This window comes from Pseudarthrobacter sp. NPDC092439 (genome assembly GCF_044754945.1).
Taxonomy (GTDB): domain Bacteria; phylum Actinomycetota; class Actinomycetes; order Actinomycetales; family Micrococcaceae; genus Arthrobacter.
This window is the reverse complement of sequence record NZ_JBIVQB010000001.1, coordinates 943,348-961,201: the sequence shown is the minus strand read 5'-3', so window position 1 is coordinate 961,201 and position 17,854 is coordinate 943,348. Positions and strand designations below refer to the sequence as shown.

General features: G+C 66.3%; 16 protein-coding genes. 12 read left to right on the top strand and 4 right to left on the bottom strand.

All coding sequences use genetic code 11. From position 1 onward, the window contains the following. Positions 1-70 precede the first annotated feature (70 nt). Positions 71-1,003, top strand: coding sequence for an N-acetylglucosamine kinase (locus ACIQCM_RS04460; protein ID WP_400603116.1), 933 nt, complete (start codon positions 71-73; stop codon positions 1,001-1,003). 48 nt (positions 1,004-1,051) lie between these two features. On the opposite strand, the gene ACIQCM_RS04455 is transcribed toward ACIQCM_RS04460, so the two are convergent. Then, positions 1,052-2,071 (bottom strand): pirin family protein, encoded by a 1,020-nt coding sequence (locus ACIQCM_RS04455; protein ID WP_400603117.1) that lies wholly within the window; start codon positions 2,069-2,071, stop codon positions 1,052-1,054. Between the two features lie 197 nt (positions 2,072-2,268). Here ACIQCM_RS04455 and ACIQCM_RS04450 point away from each other — a divergent pair, with 197 nt between their 5' ends. The 6 genes from ACIQCM_RS04450 to ACIQCM_RS04425 all read left to right on the top strand — a co-directional run bounded on the left by ACIQCM_RS04450 (position 2,269) and on the right by ACIQCM_RS04425 (position 8,018). Beyond that, positions 2,269-3,384, top strand: coding sequence for an ABC transporter ATP-binding protein (locus ACIQCM_RS04450; RefSeq protein WP_400604235.1), 1,116 nt, complete (start codon positions 2,269-2,271; stop codon positions 3,382-3,384). After that, positions 3,384-4,055, top strand: coding sequence for an ABC transporter permease (locus ACIQCM_RS04445; RefSeq protein ID WP_400603118.1), 672 nt, complete (start codon positions 3,384-3,386; stop codon positions 4,053-4,055). Before ACIQCM_RS04450 ends, ACIQCM_RS04445 begins: the two co-directional genes overlap by 1 nt. Beyond that, entirely contained in the window at positions 4,052-4,795 is a 744-nt protein-coding gene (locus tag ACIQCM_RS04440) for an ABC transporter permease (RefSeq protein ID WP_400603119.1), read from the top strand. The genes ACIQCM_RS04445 and ACIQCM_RS04440 overlap by 4 nt, the downstream gene beginning before the upstream one ends. Then, complete coding sequence (locus tag ACIQCM_RS04435; protein ID WP_400603120.1) at positions 4,792-5,754, top strand: ABC transporter substrate-binding protein; 963 nt, start codon at positions 4,792-4,794, stop codon at positions 5,752-5,754. Before ACIQCM_RS04440 ends, ACIQCM_RS04435 begins: the two co-directional genes overlap by 4 nt. Positions 5,755-5,891: 137 nt before the next feature. Next, positions 5,892-7,112, top strand: coding sequence for a pyridoxal phosphate-dependent aminotransferase (locus ACIQCM_RS04430; protein ID WP_400603121.1), 1,221 nt, complete (start codon positions 5,892-5,894; stop codon positions 7,110-7,112). Positions 7,113-7,163: 51 nt separating this feature from the next. Continuing rightward, positions 7,164-8,018 carry a polyphosphate kinase 2 family protein gene (locus tag ACIQCM_RS04425; protein WP_400603122.1) on the top strand — a complete coding sequence of 285 codons (855 nt, stop codon included), beginning with the start codon at positions 7,164-7,166 and terminating at the stop codon, positions 8,016-8,018. Here ACIQCM_RS04425 and ACIQCM_RS04420 read toward each other — a convergent pair whose 3' ends face one another. Together ACIQCM_RS04420 and xseA are read right to left on the bottom strand one after the other, a co-directional pair. Continuing rightward, complete coding sequence (locus tag ACIQCM_RS04420; protein WP_400603123.1) at positions 8,019-8,258, bottom strand: exodeoxyribonuclease VII small subunit; 240 nt, start codon at positions 8,256-8,258, stop codon at positions 8,019-8,021. After that, positions 8,259-9,551, bottom strand: a complete 1,293-nt coding sequence (gene xseA, locus ACIQCM_RS04415; protein ID WP_400603124.1) for an exodeoxyribonuclease VII large subunit — start codon at positions 9,549-9,551, stop codon at positions 8,259-8,261. A 186-nt stretch (positions 9,552-9,737) separates the two neighbouring features. Here xseA and ACIQCM_RS04410 point away from each other — a divergent pair, with 186 nt between their 5' ends. Further along, entirely contained in the window at positions 9,738-10,601 is an 864-nt protein-coding gene (locus ACIQCM_RS04410; protein WP_400603125.1) for a hypothetical protein, read from the top strand. Further along, complete coding sequence (locus ACIQCM_RS04405) at positions 10,598-11,677, top strand: 4-hydroxy-3-methylbut-2-enyl diphosphate reductase (protein ID WP_400603126.1); 1,080 nt, start codon at positions 10,598-10,600, stop codon at positions 11,675-11,677. The genes ACIQCM_RS04410 and ACIQCM_RS04405 overlap by 4 nt, the downstream gene beginning before the upstream one ends. A 25-nt stretch (positions 11,678-11,702) precedes the next feature. On the opposite strand, the gene ACIQCM_RS04400 is transcribed toward ACIQCM_RS04405, so the two are convergent. Beyond that, complete coding sequence (locus ACIQCM_RS04400) at positions 11,703-12,935, bottom strand: DNA recombination protein RmuC (protein ID WP_400603127.1); 1,233 nt, start codon at positions 12,933-12,935, stop codon at positions 11,703-11,705. Positions 12,936-13,026: 91 nt separating this feature from the next. Between ACIQCM_RS04400 and ychF the strand changes: the two genes are divergently transcribed. The 3 genes from ychF (at position 13,027) to ACIQCM_RS04385 (ending at position 17,817) form a co-directional block, all read left to right on the top strand. Beyond that, entirely contained in the window at positions 13,027-14,112 is a 1,086-nt protein-coding gene (gene ychF / locus ACIQCM_RS04395) for a redox-regulated ATPase YchF (protein ID WP_400603128.1), read from the top strand. Positions 14,113-14,139: 27 nt separating this feature from the next. Then, positions 14,140-15,903, top strand: a complete 1,764-nt coding sequence (locus tag ACIQCM_RS04390) for an ABC transporter family substrate-binding protein (RefSeq protein ID WP_400603129.1) — start codon at positions 14,140-14,142, stop codon at positions 15,901-15,903. 243 nt (positions 15,904-16,146) lie between these two features. Further along, entirely contained in the window at positions 16,147-17,817 is a 1,671-nt protein-coding gene (locus ACIQCM_RS04385; RefSeq protein WP_400603130.1) for an ABC transporter substrate-binding protein, read from the top strand. Positions 17,818-17,854 lie beyond the last annotated feature (37 nt).

Here is a 17,854-nt window from a genome sequence, read left to right as displayed (position 1 = left end):
CTAGCGCCACCGGCTGCCCTGCCCGGGTTTTCCGTGCGTGGTCCGCCGGAACCTTCAGTAATCTTGTGACGTGAACAACGCCGAAAACCCAGCAGCCCCAGCATCCATGGCCAATGCCCTTCGCGGGACGGTGGTCGGCCTGGACATCGGCGGCACCAAGACGCACGGGGTCCGCTTCGAGGACGGCAAAGCGGTAGCGGACCACTCCGCCGGCAGCTCGAACGTCCAGAACGTCTCCCGGGAAACCGCGGCGGCCAACCTTGCAGACCTCTTCGCCAGGATCGGCGGAGCTTCAGTGGTCCGGGTCTATGCCGGCTCGGGCGGCATAGACACCGTGGAGGATGCGGCTGCCCTGGCCGCGCTGATCCAGCCGCACGTTCCAGGCGCCAGGGTGACGGTGGTGCATGATTCGCGCCTCCTGCTCGCCGCCGGCGGCGCGGACACGGGGGTGGCGGTGATCGCGGGGACCGGTTCGGCCGCCTGGGGCAGGAACCGCGACGGCGGCGAGGCCCGTTCGGGCGGTTGGGGTTACCTCCTGGGGGATGAAGGCAGCGGCTACTGGCTGGGACGGGAAGCGGTGCGGCACAGCCTGCGCCGGATGAACCAGGGCCTGCAGCCGGACCGGCTGACCGTTTCCCTGTTGCAGGCCTGCGGCGTTGACCACCCCAACAGGCTCATCGCGTTGTTCCACTCGCCGGAGACGGGGCGCCGCTTCTGGGCGCAACAGGCCCGGCTGGTGGTGGAGGCAGCCACTGCCGGCCACCAGGAAAGCCGCGCCCTGCTGGACCAGGCGGGGGCCGACCTCGCCGCACTGGCGCTGGAGGTGCTGGGGCAGTTGGACATCAATGGCCCGGTGATCCTGGGCGGCGGGCTGGGCATGCATGTGTCCGCGCTGCAGGACTCCTTCCGCGGCCACCTGGCGGATGGCGGCGTTACGGATGTCCGGATCCTGGACCGGGAACCGGTTTTCGGCGTCCTTCAGCTGCTGGCAGAGGACACCTAGGCCACCTTCAAGGGCACCGGGACGCTTTGCGACGACCTGGATCCCGGCTTAGCCTCCGGCGGCACGCTTGCGCGGAGTGAGCCGTACTGTCGGCAGCGGCGGAGCCGGGATGCGCCCGGCCTCCGCTCCGGCGTCCGGGCCATGCCCGGGTACCAGCCCGTAGCGCGCCCCGGCGGCGGCCGTGTCCGGCAGTTCCGCCTGCGCCTCCCAATCGGCGCGTGCGGCGGCAACCTCGTCGTGGGTCCGCCCCACGAAGTTCCACCACATCAGCAGCTCCTCCCGGAACGGTTCGCCCCCGATCAGGAGGAAACGAGTGCCGGGCTCCGCGGTGACGGCCAGTTCGCTGCGGCCGGTCCCCAGGTAACCCAGCGGCCCCGGGCCGAGATCGTGCCCATCCACCGCCAGGCCGCCGTCGAGCACCAGGATGCCGTGCTCAAAGGCCGGGTCCAGCGGCAGCACAGCCGGACCGCCGCAGGCAATATCGGCGCCCACGATGGGCGTGTACATGGTGGCCGGGGAAGCGGCCCCGGCGAAGGTGCCCACCATGACCGTGGCGGTAAAACCGTCCCCGGCGGCGCGGGGCAGTTCACGGTGCTGCTCAAAGGCAGGCGGGCGCCGCCGCTCACTGTCCGGCAGGGCCACCCACAGCTGGAGCCCTCGCTGCACCGGCAGTTCGCCACCCCCTGGAAGGACGGCAAATTCCGAATGCGACACGCCAAGCCCCGCGGTCATGATGTTCAGTTCGCCCGGCCGCACCACCACATCGCTGCCCACGCTGTCACGGTGCCGGATGTCGCCCGCCAGAGGCCAGGTGACCGTCTGCAGGCCGATGTGCGGGTGCGGAAGGACTGACATCGCGGTCCGGTCCGGGCCGAAACTGTCCAGGAAACACCACGCCCCGACGGTGGGCAGGCCGCGCTGCGGGAGCGTGCGGCGGACGTTCATGGCGCGAACTCCGCCCAACGGCACCTCGCGCTCGGGCCACAGTTCCAGGCACGGGCCTGCGGTTCCCCCCGCAGCGGCAGCAGGACAGACTTCCTGTTGGGGCGAGACTTCCAGGTTGGTCATCTCAACACTCTATTCCCGTCCCGACCCATCCGGCCCGGGTGCCGGCGCCGAATGGTTACGGTAGGGATTCCTTTGCCCGCATTGGGAGCGCTCCTGGTGAACGCGGCAAAGGTTTGGGCTACGTTAACAAGCAGCGTGCTGATGACAAAGTCGCGGTGCTCCAGAAGCTGTCCAACAGAAGAGGGTATGTCCGCACCATGGGCCAGGCGATGATCGAGTTCCACGAGGTAACCAAGCAGTACCAGGGCGGACAGCCTGCCGTGGACGCCCTGACCATGTCCATCGCCGAGGGCACCATCACCGTCCTGGTGGGGCCATCAGGATGCGGCAAGACCACCACGCTTCGCATGATCAACCGCATGGTGGAGCCCACCTCCGGCACCATCACGGTGGCGGGCAAGGACGTCACCTCGGTTCCCGCCGCCGAGCTGCGGCGATCCATGGGCTACGTCATGCAGTCCGCCGGCCTCCTCCCGCACCGCTCAGTCCTGGACAACATCGCGACCGTTCCGCGATTAAACGGGATGTCCAAGCGGGAAGCCCGCAAACGCGCGGAAGAGCTGCTGGACGTGGTGGGCATGGCGCGGGCCCTGGGCAACCGCTATCCGTCGCAGCTTTCCGGCGGGCAGCAGCAGCGCGTGGGGGTGGCGCGGGCGCTCGCCGCCGATCCGCCGGTCCTCCTCATGGACGAGCCGTTCAGCGCCGTCGACCCCGTGGTCCGCGACGAGCTGCAGCAGGAACTCCTGCGGCTGCAGAAGGACCTGGCCAAGACCATCGTGTTCGTCACCCATGACATCGATGAGGCCACCGTCCTGGGGGACCGGGTCGCCGTGTTTGCCGTGGGCGGGAAACTGGCCCAGTACGCCACGCCGGAGGAGATCCTGCGGGCCCCGGCCAACGACTTCGTTGCCGCCTTCGTGGGCAGGGACCGGGGCTTCCGCCACCTCGGTTTCACCGCGTCCGACGGCGTCACCTTCCATCCCGTGCCCACGGTCATCCGGGGCGCCGACGGACGCAGCTCGGACCCGGACGCCGCGGACGGCTGGCAACTGGTGGTGGACGGCGACATGCGCCCGCTCGGCTGGGCAACGCCCGGGACTGACGCCGACCTGATCCCCGGCGGTTCGCTGTTCCACCCCGGCGATAGCCTCCGCCGCGCCCTCGACGCGGCGCTGTCCTCGCCCTCGGGCCTTGGCGTGGCGGTGGACGCTGAAGGACGGGTGCTGGGCGCCATCCGCGGCCGGGAGGTCCTGGCCCTCATCGAAGAGTCCCGGCAGGCCCGCCAGGCCGCCGTTCGCCAGGCCGCACGCTGATGGAGTGGTTCCTGGCCAACAGCAGCATGGTCCTGGAGCGGGCCGGCCAGCATATGGTCCTGGCCATCATCCCCATGGTCCTGGGACTGCTGGTTGCCGTGCCGCTGGCGCAGCTTGCCCGCCGGCACCGCGCACTGCGGTCCGTGGTGCTGACCGCTTCCTCGCTTCTCTACACCATCCCGTCGCTGGCATTGTTCATCATCCTTCCCACCATCCTCGCCACCCGGATACTGGACCCCCTCAATGTGGTGGTGGCCCTGACGCTGTATGCCGTGGCGCTGCTGGTCCGTGCGGCGCTGGATGCGTTTGATTCGGTGCCGGCGGATGTCAGCCAGGCCGCCGTCGCCATGGGATTCAAACCTGTGGCGAGGTTCCTGCGGGTGGACCTTCCGCTTTCCCTGCCGGTCCTGTTCGCCGGACTGCGGGTGGTCTCCGTCAGCAACATTTCACTGGTGAGCGTCGCTGCCCTGCTGGGCGTGGGCAACCTGGGGATGCTCTTCACTTCCGGTCTCCAGCGTGGCTTCATCACCGAGGTGCTCGTTGGCATCGTGGCGATCCTGGTCCTGGCGCTGTTCATGGACGCGCTCCTGGTCCTCCTGGAACGGATCCTCACACCGTGGGAACGGGCCGGCAGGAAAACGCCGGCCGCCGGACGGGCGGCAGCGGCATGAGCATCTTCTCCGATACCTTCGCCTGGCTGGGCGACCCCCTGCACTGGACCGGGTCCGCAGGCATCCCCGCCAGGCTTGCCGAACACCTGCAGTACACGGGGCTGGTCATGGCCATCGCCGCAGCCATCGCGGTTCCCATCGGGATGTTCGTGGGCCACACCGGCAAGGGCAAGGTGGCCATCGTTGCGGTCGCCGGGGCTCTGCGGGCCCTGCCTACGCTGGGGCTGCTGACGCTGTTCGTGCTGCTGGCCGGCATCGGGCTGATGCCGCCGGTATGGGCGCTGGTCATCCTGACCATCCCGCCGCTGCTGGCAGGAACCTACGCGGGCATCTCCAGCGTGGACCGTAACGTGGTGGACGCCGCCCGGGCCATGGGCATGACTGAGCTTCAGGTGCTGTTCCGGGCCGAGCTGCCCAACGCCCTCACAGTGATGTTCGGCGGCTTCCGCACCGGTGTGCTGCAGGTGATAGCCACCGTCTCGGTGGTGGCCTACATCAACCTTGGTGGCCTGGGCCGGTACCTGTTCGACGGGCTGGTCCTCAGTGACTTCCCGCAGATGCTTGGCGGGTCCCTGCTGATCGCCGCCCTTGCCATCGCGGTCGACCTAGTCCTGTCCCTGATCCAGAGGCTGTTCCTGTCCCGGGGCGCCTCGCAACAGTCCCGCCGCGGCCGGCCGGCCGCGGTCGATCTCACAGACCCCGCCGTGGCGGAAGCTGTGTCACAAGGAGGAAAGTCATGAAAAATAGCCGTCCCCAGCGCCTGGCCCGGCGCACGTTCAGCGGCCTGGCGGCAGGCCTCGGCCTGGCCATGGCGCTCTCTGCCTGCGGCGGGTCATCCGATCCGCTCAGCAAGTCGCAGGAACCCACCGGCGGAGCGTCCGGCGGCGCAACTTCGCTGGTGGTGGGTTCCGCGGACTTCCCCGAAAGCCAGATCCTGGCGGAGGTATACGCCGGGGCGCTGAACGCCGCCGGCATCACGGCCACAACCAAGCCGAACATCGGCTCCCGCGAGGTGTACATCAAGGCTGTCCAGGACGGCTCGGTTGATGTGGTTCCGGACTACTCCGGCAACCTGCTGCTGCATGTGGACAAGGGAGCCAAGGAGGAGTCCGCCGAGGACATCGCCGCTGCTCTGCCGGAGAAGCTGCCGGAAGGCCTGGCGGTCCTGGCCCCGTCCAAGGCAGAGAACAAGGACGCGATGGTGGTCACCAAGGCCACGGCGGAAAAATACCAGTTGAAGTCCATCGAGGACCTCGCCAAGGTCTGCAGCGAGATCGTAGTGGGGGCCCCGGCCACCTTCGCCGAGCGTGCGTACGGCCTGCCCGGGCTGAAGGAGAACTACAACTGCGAGCCCAAGAAACTGGAACCGTTCAGCGACGGCGGCGGTCCGGTGACCCTGAAGGCGCTGCTGGAGGACAAGGTCCAGGTGGCTGACATCTACACCACCACCCCCTCCATCGCCGACAACGACCTGGTGGTCCTCGAGGACCCTAAGAACAACTTCATCGCCCAGCAGGTCATCCCGCTGTACAACACGGCGAAAATGACCGACAAGGCCAAGGAAGCGCTGGACAACGTCTCCAGCATCCTCACCACCGAGGACCTCATCAACCTCAACCGTGCGGTCAGCGGCAGCCAGAAACAGGGCGCCAAGGAAGCTGCCGAAGCCTGGCTCAAGGACAAGGGCATCCTGAAGTAGGAAACCCGCGGGCGGAAGCCCGCGCACGCAGGTGACCACGACGGCGGCTGCCGGACTTTGCGGAGTCCGGCGGCCGCCGTCGTCCGTGTGTCCGAAGTCTCAACGGTGACCTATCCCTCATGTGGCATATTTGATGAATGGCAGAATTCAGGCAGTCCACCAAACTCAATAACGTCCTTTACGACATCCGTGGACCTATCCTGCAGGCCGCCCAGCAAATGGAGGCGGAAGGGCACCGCATCCTTAAGCTGAACATCGGCAACCCGGCGCCGTTCGGCTTTGAAGCCCCCGACGCCATCCTGGTGGACATGATCCGGCACCTGCCGCACGCCCAGGGCTACAGCGACTCGCGCGGCATCTTTTCTGCCCGGACCGCGGTCTCGCAGTACTACCAGACCCGCGGCATCCAGAACATCCACGTGGACGACATCTACCTGGGCAACGGCGTCAGCGAACTCATCACCATGTCCCTCATGGCACTCCTTGACGACGGCGACGAGGTCCTCATCCCCACCCCTGACTACCCGCTGTGGACCGCCTCCGTGGCGCTGGCCGGCGGCAGGCCCGTCCACTACCTGTGCGACGAGGACACCGGATGGCAGCCGGACCTTGAGGACATGGAAGCCAAGATCACCCCGCGGACCAAGGGCATCGTGGTGATCAACCCGAACAACCCCACCGGTGCCGTGTACCCGGAGGAGACGCTGAAGAAGATCGTGGCGCTCGCCGAGAAGCACGGCCTGGTCATCTTCGCGGACGAGATCTACGAGAAGATCCTGTACGAGGACGCCGTCCACATCAACATGGCTGGCCTGACCGGGGACGACGTCCTCTGCCTGACATTCAGCGGCCTCTCAAAGGCCTACCGCGTGTGCGGCTACCGCGCCGGCTGGATGGCCATCTCGGGTCCCAAGAAGGACGCCGCGGACTACCTCGAGGGCATCAGCCTCCTGGCGAACATGCGCCTGTGCGCCAACGTTCCGGCGCAGCATGCCATCCAGACTGCCCTGGGCGGCTACCAGAGCATCAACGACCTCATTCTTCCGGGCGGCCGCCTGCTGGAGCAGCGGAACAAGGCCTACGACTTGCTTAATGCCATTCCCGGCGTCAGCACACAGCAGGCCAGGGGAGCCCTGTACCTGTTTCCCAAACTGGACCCGGAGGTCTTCCATATCCGTGATGACGAGAAGTTCGTCCTGGACCTCCTGCGCGAGCAAAAGATCCTGGTCTCCCATGGCCGGGCATTCAACTGGGTCCGTCCGGACCACTTCCGCATGGTCACGCTGCCCAGCGTGAAGGACATCGAAGAGGCCATCGGCCGGATGGGGGACTTCCTTAGCAGGTACCAGGGGAACTAGCCTGTGGTTCACGGGTTGTGTGCCCGCTGACCGCTCCGGAAAGGACGCCCCATGACCGACGTCGTCGAGTTCGAACAGCATCCGGTTGACACCCTGCGTGTGGGGAAGGGCTTTTCGCTGGACAGCGTGGATCCGGACTCCACGCCCGGCTACAACGGCACCAAGGAGGACGGCCAGACACTGCTGGCCGAGATGGACGACGAACTGGCGGAACTGCAGGAAAAGCTCTTCGCCGAATCCCGGTTCGGCGGCCGCAAGCGGGTCCTGCTGATCCTCCAGGGTATGGACACGGCGGGCAAGGGCGGCGTGGTGAACCACGTGATGGCGGCCATGGATCCGCAGGGCGTCCAGTTCAAGGCGTTCAAGGCCCCTACGGATGAGGAAAAGTCCTACGACTTCCTTTGGCGGATCGAGAAGGCCGTTCCGGCAGCGGGCATGGTGGGGGTCTTCGACCGCTCCCATTATGAAGACGTGCTCATCCACAGGGTGCATGGCTGGGCAAGCCCGGATGAAATCCAGCGCCGGTACCTGGCTATCAATGAATTCGAAGAGCGTCTCACGGAATCCGGGACCAAACTGGTCAAGGTGATGCTCCACATCAGCGGCGATGAACAGAAGGAACGGCTCCTGGCCCGGCTGGACAACCCGGCCAAGCACTGGAAGTACAGCAAGGGCGACCGGGACGAGCGGGCGTTCTGGTCCGACTACATGGGCGCCTTCCAGGCCGCCATCGAGGCGACCAACACCGCGTCCGCGCCGTGGCACGTGGTTCCGGCGAACAAGAAGTGGTACGCGAGGATTGCTGTCCAGCAGCTGCTGCTCAACGCCCTGAACGAGCTGGACCTGGCCTGGCCCAAGGCGGAGTTCGACGTGGACGTGGAGCGCCAGCTGATCCTGAAGACCTAGCTACAGCGGCTGGTCGCGGGCGGCGGCGAGCCGCTTCCGGGCACCCTCGAGCCATTCCTCGCAGCGGGCCGCCAATGCTTCGCCGCGTTCCCAAAGGGCCAGCGACTCCTCGAGGCTGGCGCCACCTGCTTCCAGCCGGCCGACGACGGCCACCAGCTGTTCCCTGGCTTCCTCGTAGCTCATGGCCGCGACATCGGCCGGCTGCGCGGTGGCCTGCCCGGTGGTTTCCTGCTCGGTCATTCAGTTCTCCTTGGCGGTGGTGGTTGTGCCGGTGGACGTGGCTCCAAAACGGCCCTCGGCCACGCGGATGGAAAGCGGAGCCCCCGCGGGGGCTTCCGCCGGGCGCCGGACCACGGCGTGGGCGGCGGCAGGGGACTCCCGGACAAGTTCGACGACGGCGTAGCCCCGGTCCAGGGTCTTCTGCGGTGAGAGCGCGCGGACCTGGGCCTTGAGGTGCTGAAGCTGGTCTGCCGCACGGACCACGGTGGACCCGATGGCGGCCGACGAACGGCGGAGCAGGCGCTCGACTTCGTCCTCGCGGACGGTCACCAGGCCCTCGGGGGCAGCCAGCACTGGCCGGGAGCGCAGGGAGGCCAGCCGGTCGGACTCGCGGTCCACCAGGCGCCCGATGCAGCGCTCCAGCTGTTCGCGCGCCTGCCGCACTCCGGCCAGCTCTTCGGAGACTTCCGGAACGATCCGCTTGGCAGCATCCGTCGGGGTGGAAGCGCGAAGGTCCGCCACATCGTCCAGGAGTGGCCGGTCCGCCTCATGGCCGATCGCGCTGACCACGGGAGTTACCGCAGCGGCCACGGCCCGGATAAGTTCTTCGCTGTTGAACGGCAGGAGGTCCTCCAGGGCACCGCCGCCGCGGGCAATAACGATGACATCCACATCTGCCCGGCCGTCCAGCTCCCGCAGGGCGCGCACCACCTGGGTGACGGCAGTATTGCCCTGCACTGCCACTTCGCGGATCTCGAATTCCACAGCCGGCCACCGCAGCGCGGCGTTCCGCAGGACGTCCTTTTTGGCATCCGAGTCCCGGCCCGTGATGAGCCCGATGCGGTGGGGGAGCAGGGGCAGGGGCTTCTTACGGGAATCTGCGAAGAGACCTTCCGCGGACAGTGCCTGGCGCAGGCGCTCGATGCGGGCCAGGAGGTCGCCCAGGCCCACCGGCCGGATGTCCCGGACCTGCATGTTCAAGCGCCCGGTCTTCAGCCAGAATTCCGGTTTTAGCAGCGCAACCACCCGGGACCCGCGCTCCAGTGGGAGGTCTTGGCGTTCCAGGACCTTGGTCCAGACCGAGGCGGGAAGCGACACTTCGGCGTCCACATCGCGCAGCGTGAGGTAGGCGTTGGTGCCTCTGCGGTTAAGCTCGATGACCTGGCCCTCCACCCAGGCTGACGGGGTCCGGTCGATATGGGCCTTGAGCTTCCGGGACAGCAGCTGCAGCGGCCAGGGATTGTCCGGAGTGGTCTCCGCGGCAGTGGCGGGAAGGGTGGTGGGTGCCGTGCCGGGCAGCGCCTGCTCAGACATGGCACGGCTCCTGCGGGGATGAAGCTGCGGGCATGGTGTCCTTCGTCTACTGATCCAAGGCCGGTCCGGGGCCGGGCGGGGCGGTGTTTCAACCTTATCCATAAGGTCTACCCCCGCGGTCCGACAGGACCGGCCGCGGAGATCCTGCCTAGGATGGATGGACGCCCCCAATGTGAAGGATCCACTGTGCGCACTGTTGTTTCCGCGGCTGCCGCCATCCTCGGCATGCTGCTGGCCGCCGCCGCGGTTCCGGCCATCTGGCTGGACCGTGCCATCGTCCGGGAAGACGGCTTCGTCGCGCTGGCCGGACCCCTGGGCAATGACCCGGCATTCCAGGAACGCCTTGCGGCGGCGTCTGTAGGCACCATCGACACCAGCGCTGTGCCGGGCTTCCTCGCGGACCTGGTCCAGCCCGTGCTGGAGGATGCGGCGGCATCGCTGACCGGCCTGCCCGAATACCGGCAGGCATGGGAGGACACCCTCCGGAAGAGCCACCGGCTAAGCCTCGCGGCAGAAGGCGAGGCCGAAGCGGAAGGAGCGTCGGCGTCGTCGCTGACCCTGGACGTCTCACCGCTTGTGGCACTGGGCGCCGGGGAAATCTCCCGCGCCACCGGTCTTCCCCTGGATCCGCCCGCCCGGACCCTGTTGAACGCCGGGGGTCCGGAACAGAAGGAATGGGCCGAACGCCTTGCCGCCTACGCTCCGGCGGGCTACCTGCTGGCGGCGGGATCCGCCGTCGCTCTTCTCCTCGCTGTGGTGGCTGCCCGGCGGCGCTGGACCCTGCTGGCCGGAGTCGGCCTGGGTGCCCTCCTGGCGGCAGGGTGCTGGACCGCGGCGGGCCGGATCGGCCGGGACCGTGCCCTGGGCACTGACGCCGGAAGTGAAGTGGCCAACATGTTCCGCGATGAGTTCGTGGCGGCGGCATCCCGGGACTTCCAGCCGTGGACGCTGGCCGCCGCCGTTGCCGGAGCGGTGGCCCTGGCAGCGGGCCTCCTGGGCCGCTCGGCGGCGCGGAAGCGCGAACGGGCAACCGGTAGCATGGAGAAATGACCTCCTCAGCTGTTTCCCTTTCGATGCCAACTGTCCCGCGGAGGCGCCGCTCTCCTGAGGAAGTCGCTGCCGCAGCACCGGTGGCAGGGGCCAAGAAGGTCCTGCTGGCTGCCCCCCGTGGGTACTGCGCGGGAGTGGACCGCGCTGTCATCGCAGTGGAGAAAGCCCTGGAGCACTACGGTCCACCGGTATATGTGCGCAAACAAATCGTGCACAACGTCCATGTGGTCACCTCCCTCGAGGAAAAGGGCGCGGTGTTCGTCGACGAGACGGATGAGGTGCCCGAGGGTGCCCTGGTCATATTCTCTGCGCACGGCGTTTCCCCTGCGGTGGTGCAGTCCGCAGAGGACCGCGGTCTGCGGACCATCGATGCCACCTGCCCGCTGGTGACCAAGGTGCACAAGGAAGCGGTCCGGTTCGCCAAGGACGACTTCGACATCCTGCTGATTGGCCACGACGGCCATGAGGAAGTTGAAGGAACGGCCGGCGAAGCACCGCAGCACATCCAGATCATCAACGGCCCGCACGAGGTGGACAAGGTCACGGTCCGGGATCCGGAAAAGGTCATTTGGCTTTCGCAGACCACGCTCAGCGTCGATGAAACCATGGAAACCGTGCGGCTCCTGAAGGAACGCTTCCCGACGCTGCAGGACCCGCCCAGCGACGACATCTGCTACGCCACCACCAACCGCCAGGTGGCCATCAAGAAGATTTCCCCGCAGGCCGATCTGGTGATCGTGGTGGGATCAGCCAATTCGTCCAACTCCGTCCGGCTGGTGGAGGTGGCACTGGAATACGGCGCCAAGGCCTCCTACCGGGTGGACTTTGCCAACGAGGTGGACGAGTCCTGGTTCGAAGGAGTGGCGACCGTGGGCGTGACCTCCGGCGCTTCCGTACCGGAGGTGCTGGTCCAGGACGTGCTCCGGCTGCTGGCGGAGTACGGCTACGGCACCGTTGAAGAGGTGGTCACGGCCGAGGAAGACCTCCTGTTCTCCCTGCCAAAGGAACTCCGGGCAACCCTGAAGCAGGCCGGGGACGTCAGCCGCGCACTGGGCGGACGCAGGCCGCGCGACTGACCGCCCGGTACCGGGCCGGCCTGCCTCATGCGGCGGCCCCGTCCTCCTGCAATTCCGGCGCGGCCAGGGCACGCGGCGTTGCTTCCACCGGGGGAGGGGCCACCAGGCCCGATTCGTCCAGCGTGTTCAGTTTCCGGGCAGTGGGCAGTACCCGCGCCTCGAGTGTTCCCACCATGGCGTTGTAGCGGTCCACCGAGGACTTCAGCGACGAGCCCAGTTTGGTGACATTTTCGCCGAGGGTTCCCATGCGGTCGTAGAGCTGCCGGGCCAGTTCGAACAGCTCCCGCGCGCTGTCCGTCAGCACATCCTGGCGCCAGGTGAACGCCACCGATTTCAGCACGGCGAGCAGTGTGCTGGGGGAAGCCAGGACCACGTTCCGTGAAAGGGCGTGGTCCAGCAGTTCCGGATCGGCATTCAGTGCCGCGGCCAGGATGGATTCGGCCGGGATAAAGCAGACCACCAGCTCCGGGGAGTTTCCGGGGATATCCCAGTACTTCTTATTGCTGAGGGCATCCACATGCACCCGCAGCGCCTTGGCATGGGCGGTGAGGAGAGTCTGCTGGTGCCTCCGGTCCAGGCCGGACACGGCGCCGCCGGGCTGCCCGCCGCGCGCATCCGGAACCCCGCCAAGTTCCTGGGCTTCAAGGTAGGCGGTCAGCGGGACCTTCGCGTCCACCACCAGCTGCTTTTCGCCGGGAAGCTGAACCACCAGGTCCGGGCGCACCGCAGAGTCCCCTCCGGAGCTGTGCAGCTGCTCGACGAAATCCACGTGCCGGATCATTCCGGAAGCCTCCACCACCCGGCGGAGCTGGACTTCACCCCACTGGCCGCGTGCGCTGTTGGACCGTAGGGCCGACTCCAGTGCGTGGGTGGAGCGGATCAGCTGCTCGTCCGAAAGCCTGGCCTCCTGGAGTTGCTGGGCCAGTTGGCCGTACTGCTCCACACGGTCACGTTCCAGCAGGGCCACCTGCTGCTGTACGGCGGTGAGCTTCTCAGCGACGGGTGCCAGCGCCCGCAGCACGCTGCCGTCCTGTGCCCGGGCCTGGCCCAGCTCGCGGTTCTGCGCAGCCAAAAGCCGCCGCTCGGCGTCGGCCGCCGCAAATTGCGAACTGACCTCCGCCAGGCGGGAGGAGACCGCGTCAAAGTCCTGCTCCAGCGCATGGGACTTTCGGCGGAACGCAACAAAGGTGGCCGCGGCGCCGGCAAATGCGCCGAGCAGCAGCATGAACAAAGCCAGAATCAAGGCAAAAGCATCCATGCCCCCCACTTTTGCACGGGGGTCTGACAATCGAGGGCAGTGACATCCACGGGTACAGCCGGGGGACGCCCTGCGGGTAGAATCAATGCTCGTGGCTCTTACTATTGGCATCGTCGGACTGCCCAACGTCGGCAAATCAACCCTCTTCAACGCGCTTACCCGCAACCAGGTCCTGGCCGCGAACTATCCGTTCGCCACCATCGAACCTAACGTCGGCGTCGTGAACCTGCCCGACCCCCGCCTCGACAAGCTGGCTGGAATCTTCGGTTCGCAGCGCATCCTGCCCGCAGCGGTCTCCTTCGTGGACATCGCCGGCATCGTCAAGGGCGCATCCGAAGGCGAAGGGCTCGGCAACCAGTTCCTTGCCAACATCCGTGAAGCCGAAGCCATCGCCGAAGTGGTCCGCGTCTTCGACGATCCCGATGTCGTCCACGTCGACGGCAAGGTGGATCCCCGTTCTGACATGGAGACCATCAACACCGAGCTCATCCTCGCCGACCTGCAGACCATCGAGAAGGCCATCCCCCGGATCGAAAAAGAGGTCAAGATCAAGAAGCGGGAGGCTGCGGAGCTGGCGGCCATCAAGGCTGCGCAGGCGGTCCTGGAACGTGGCGACACCATCTACTCCTCTATCAAGAGCGACAAGTTGGAGATGGAACACCTCAAGGAGCTCGGCCTGCTGACGGCCAAGCCCTTCATCTACGTCTTCAACGCGGATGAGGCAATCCTGGGCAGCCCGGAAAAGCAGGAGGAACTCCGCGCCCTGGTTGCCCCCGCAGACTGCATTTTCCTGGACGCCAAGCTTGAGGCCGACCTCGTGGAACTGGACGAGGAAGAAGCCCGCGAGATGCTGGAAATGAACGGCCAGGACGAGTCCGGCCTCGACCAGCTGGCGCGGGTCGGCTTCCACACCCTGGGCCTGCAGACCTACCTCACGGCAGGGCCCAAGGAAGCGCGCGCCTGGACCATCAGGCAGGGTGACACCGCGCCGCAGGCAGCGGGCGTCATCCATTCGGACTTCCAGCGCGGGTTCATCAAGGCCGAAGTGGTCTCCTTCGAGGATCTGGTGGAAGCGGGTTCCATGGCCGAGGCCAAGTCCCGCGGCAAGGTCCGCATTGAGGGCAAGGAATATGTCATGGCTGACGGCGACGTGGTGGAGTTCCGCTTCAACGTCTAGCCGGGAGCACCAACCCTAGGAGGCGGCATGCCGGCCAGGCGCATAAGGCAGTTTTTCGCGGCGGCGCTGTGCGCACTGCTGGTCCTGACAGGCTGCTCCGGCGGCGATGGCAGCGTCCCTGTGGTGGTCGGTGAGACAGCCCGTGGCGGCACCGCCACCGTTGCCGAGGCCAATGCATTTTCCTCCTTTAACCCGTACAGCACTGCGGGCAACACCGACATCAATTCCAAGATCGGCTACATCACGCACTCGGGGTTCTTCTACCTCGACAACAACTCCGTGGTGGTGCGGAACGACAAGTTCGGCAAGTTCGAGAAGGTCTCCGACGATCCGCTGAGGGTCCGGTACACCGTCAACGAGGGCGTTAGCTGGTCAGACGGTGCGCCGGTCGACGCGGGGGACCTTCTTCTGGCCTGGGCGGCAGGGTCCGGTTATTTCGACGACGCTGACGCCGCCGCCGGGACCGGTACCAGGTACTTTTCGCCGGCGTCGGACACCAGCGGGCTCGCCGGCACCATGCTGCCCGAACTGGGCGACGACGGGCGTTCCATCACCCTGGAATACACCCGGCCGTACGCGGACTGGGAAGTGGCGTTCGACGTCGGGCTTCCCGCCCACGTGGTGGCCGCGAAAAGCGGACTGAACGACGAAGAGGACCTCGTGGACCTCATCCGGGACTCGCCCCGCGGGAATCCCGGGAACCCCAGGCCGAATCCCGAACTCAAGCGCGTCGCCGACTTCTGGAACACGGGATTCGACGCCGGCTCGCTGCCGGAGGACCCGGCGCTCTACCTGTCCAACGGCCCATATATCGTGCAGGACATGGTGCCCGGCGTATCGCTCCGGCTGGTCCGGAACCGGGACTACACCTGGGGTCCGGAACCGTGGCTGGACGAGATCAACGTCCGCTACACCGGCAATGCGGAGGAAGCCGTGCAGGCCCTCCGCAACGGACGCGCGGACATCATCTCTCCGCAGCCGGCCGCCGGTCTCCAGGAACTGTTCGCCGGCCTCGAGCGGCAGGGCAACACGGTGGAACGGTACAGCCAGTCCGGCTACGACCACCTGGACCTTGAATTTTCCGGGCCATTCGCGGACCGGGACGTTCGCGAGGCATTCCTGAAGACCGTACCGCGGCAGGAGATCGTCGACGCAGTTGTGGGCGGGCTGGTGCCCGGGGCCGCGCCGCTCAACTCGCACGTCTTCCTGCCGGGCCAGCCCAAGTACGACGAGACCGCTCAGGACAACGGATCCTCGGGATACGGCGGCGTGGACATTGAGGGCGCGAAGGATCTCCTGGAAGGGGCCCGGCCGGCCATCCGGATCCTTTACAACCGTGACAACCCCAATCGGACCAAGGCATTCGCCTTGATCCGTGATTCAGCGGAAAGGGCCGGATTCACCGTGGTGGACGCCGGCCGCGGGAGCTCAGACTGGGCCGAGGCACTTGCCGGGAACGGGCACGACGCCGCCCTGCTCGGCTGGATCGGCAGCGGACTAGGCGTCAGCCGGGTCCCGCAGATTTTCCGAACCGGCGCAGGCAGCAACTTCAACGGATTTTCCGACGCCGGCGCCGACCGGCTGATGGAAGAGCTCGCAGGCACCTCCGACCTGGCGCGGCAGGACGAGCTTCTCGCGGATATCGACCGGCGGGTGTGGGAAAACGCCTACGGGCTGCCGCTCTACCAGACCGTGGGCACTACGGCATTCAGCGCCAGGATCACCGGCGTCAAGACAAGCCCGGGCCCCCTTGGCGTGTGGTGGAATGCCTGGGAGTGGCGGCTCGTCTAAAACGACACGACGAGCTAGGCAAGAATGGAGCTACCGGGGAGTAGCATGTGACTTGCGCAACTTTCACGGGCTGGGCATGGCGCCCCGCCTTCACTATTACGGTTTGGCAACGGTGTACCAGTATCCGGACTTTGCGCGGTTAGGCTACAGGCATATGTAGGCTGCGTCACAGAAACCTGTGCCGGGCCTGCGGGGGGAAACATTCGATTCCCCGCCTCACTTCCACTACTCATAGGAGGCGGAATGCGTTTTACGCGCACTTCCAAAGCACTGGGCATCGTGGCAATCGCCGCACTTACCCTGACCGGATGCGGTGCCGGTGGCGGCAGCAACAACGGCGGCGGAGACGCTGCCGGAGATCCGAACAAGATCATCACCGCGTACAGCAACGAACCACAGAACCCGTTGCTGCCGGCTGACACCGGCGAAGTTTACGGCGGCCGCGTGGTGGAACTCCTCTTCGAGGGGCTCACCGTGTACAACCCCAATGGAGAGTCCGAGAACGCACTCGCCGAATCCATCGAATCCCCCGATGGCCAGAACTACACCATCAAGGTCAAGAGCGGCACCAAGTTCACCAACGGCGAGGAAGTCACCGCCAAGAGCTTCGTGGATGCCTGGAACTTTGCAGCGCTGAGCACCAACGCACAGACCAACAGCAGCTTCTTCGAGTCGATCGAGGGCTATGACGCCGTCAGCGCCGTGAAGAAGCAGGGTGAGACCGAGGTTCCCGCGCCCACCGCGGAAACCCTGTCCGGCCTGGTCCTCAAGGACGACTACACCATCGAGGTCAAGCTGAGCCAGCCCGAGGCTGACTGGCCGCTGCGCCTGGGGTACTCCGCCTTCATGCCGCTGCCGTCAGAGGCCATCAAGGACCCGAAAGCCTTTGGCGAAAACCCGATCGGCAACGGCCCGTACAAGATGGCCAAGGAAGGTGCCTGGCAGCACGACAGCCAGATTGAACTGGTCAAGAACCCGGACTACAAGGGCAGCCGTGAAGCCAAGAACGGCGGCGTAACCTTCAAGTTCTACACCGACCCGGCACCGGCCTACACGGACATCCAGGGCAACAACCTGGACGTCACCGACGTCCTGCCCACGAACGCCCTGAAGACCTACACCACGGACTTCCCGGAGAACCACCTCAACAAGCCGTACGCAGGCAACTCCACCCTGAACATCCCCGGTTACCTGAAGGAGTTCCAGGGTGAGGCCGGCAAGCTGCGCCGCCAGGCAATCTCCATGGCCATTGACCGCGAAGAGATCACCAAGGTCATCTACAGCGGCACCCGCATTCCGGCGAACGACTTCACCTCGCCGTCGGTAGGCGGCTACAACGACAACGTTGCAGGTTCAGAGGTCACCAAGTTCGATGCCGCGAAGGCCAAGGAAGCCTGGGACAAGGCAAACGAGATCAGCCCCTGGCCCGCCAACAAGGTGCTGCAGCTCGCCTACAACACCGACGGCGGCAACAAGGAATGGATCGACGCCGTAGCAAACAACCTCAAGAACAACCTCGGCATCAAGGCCGAAGGCCAGGCCTTCGCCAAGTTCGCCGAACTTCTTGACCTGCGCAAGTCCAAGACCCTCCCGGGCCTGGCACGCGCCGGCTGGCAGGCTGACTACCCGTCGCTCTACAACTTCCTCGGCCCGCTGCTCGGCACCGGTGCCAGCTCCAACTACGAGGGCTACTCCAACCCCGAGTTCGACAAGCTCCTCAAGGAGGGCCTTGGCGCCAAGTCCACCGACGACGCAAACGCCAAGTTCACCCAGGCCCAGGAAATCCTGTTCCAGGACCTGCCGAACATTCCCCTGTGGTACGCCGCACGCCAGGTTGTCTGGAGCGAGAACGTTGCCAACGTGGACACCGGCTGGAACGGCGTCATCCAGTACTACAACATCACTGCAAAGTAGTACTGAGACCGTCCAACTCAAATAGCTAGTGGGGGTC

Bases quoted from the DNA above. Each gene is read 5' to 3' on its own strand.
- ACIQCM_RS04455 (WP_400603117.1), bottom strand. From the start codon at position 2,071: ATGACCAACCTGGAAGTCTCGCCCCAACAGGAAGTCTGTCCTGCTGCC.
- ACIQCM_RS04450 (WP_400604235.1), top strand. From the start codon at position 2,269: ATGGGCCAGGCGATGATCGAGTTCCACGAGGTAACCAAGCAGTACCAG.
- ACIQCM_RS04445 (WP_400603118.1), top strand. From the start codon at position 3,384: ATGGAGTGGTTCCTGGCCAACAGCAGCATGGTCCTGGAGCGGGCCGGC.
- ACIQCM_RS04440 (WP_400603119.1), top strand. From the start codon at position 4,052: ATGAGCATCTTCTCCGATACCTTCGCCTGGCTGGGCGACCCCCTGCAC.
- ACIQCM_RS04435 (WP_400603120.1), top strand. From the start codon at position 4,792: ATGAAAAATAGCCGTCCCCAGCGCCTGGCCCGGCGCACGTTCAGCGGC.
- ACIQCM_RS04430 (WP_400603121.1), top strand. From the start codon at position 5,892: ATGGCAGAATTCAGGCAGTCCACCAAACTCAATAACGTCCTTTACGAC.
- ACIQCM_RS04425 (WP_400603122.1), top strand. From the start codon at position 7,164: ATGACCGACGTCGTCGAGTTCGAACAGCATCCGGTTGACACCCTGCGT.
- ACIQCM_RS04420 (WP_400603123.1), bottom strand. From the start codon at position 8,258: ATGACCGAGCAGGAAACCACCGGGCAGGCCACCGCGCAGCCGGCCGAT.
- xseA (WP_400603124.1), bottom strand. From the start codon at position 9,551: ATGTCTGAGCAGGCGCTGCCCGGCACGGCACCCACCACCCTTCCCGCC.
- ACIQCM_RS04405 (WP_400603126.1), top strand. From the start codon at position 10,598: ATGACCTCCTCAGCTGTTTCCCTTTCGATGCCAACTGTCCCGCGGAGG.
- ACIQCM_RS04400 (WP_400603127.1), bottom strand. From the start codon at position 12,935: ATGGATGCTTTTGCCTTGATTCTGGCTTTGTTCATGCTGCTGCTCGGC.
- ACIQCM_RS04390 (WP_400603129.1), top strand. From the start codon at position 14,140: ATGCCGGCCAGGCGCATAAGGCAGTTTTTCGCGGCGGCGCTGTGCGCA.
- ACIQCM_RS04385 (WP_400603130.1), top strand. From the start codon at position 16,147: ATGCGTTTTACGCGCACTTCCAAAGCACTGGGCATCGTGGCAATCGCC.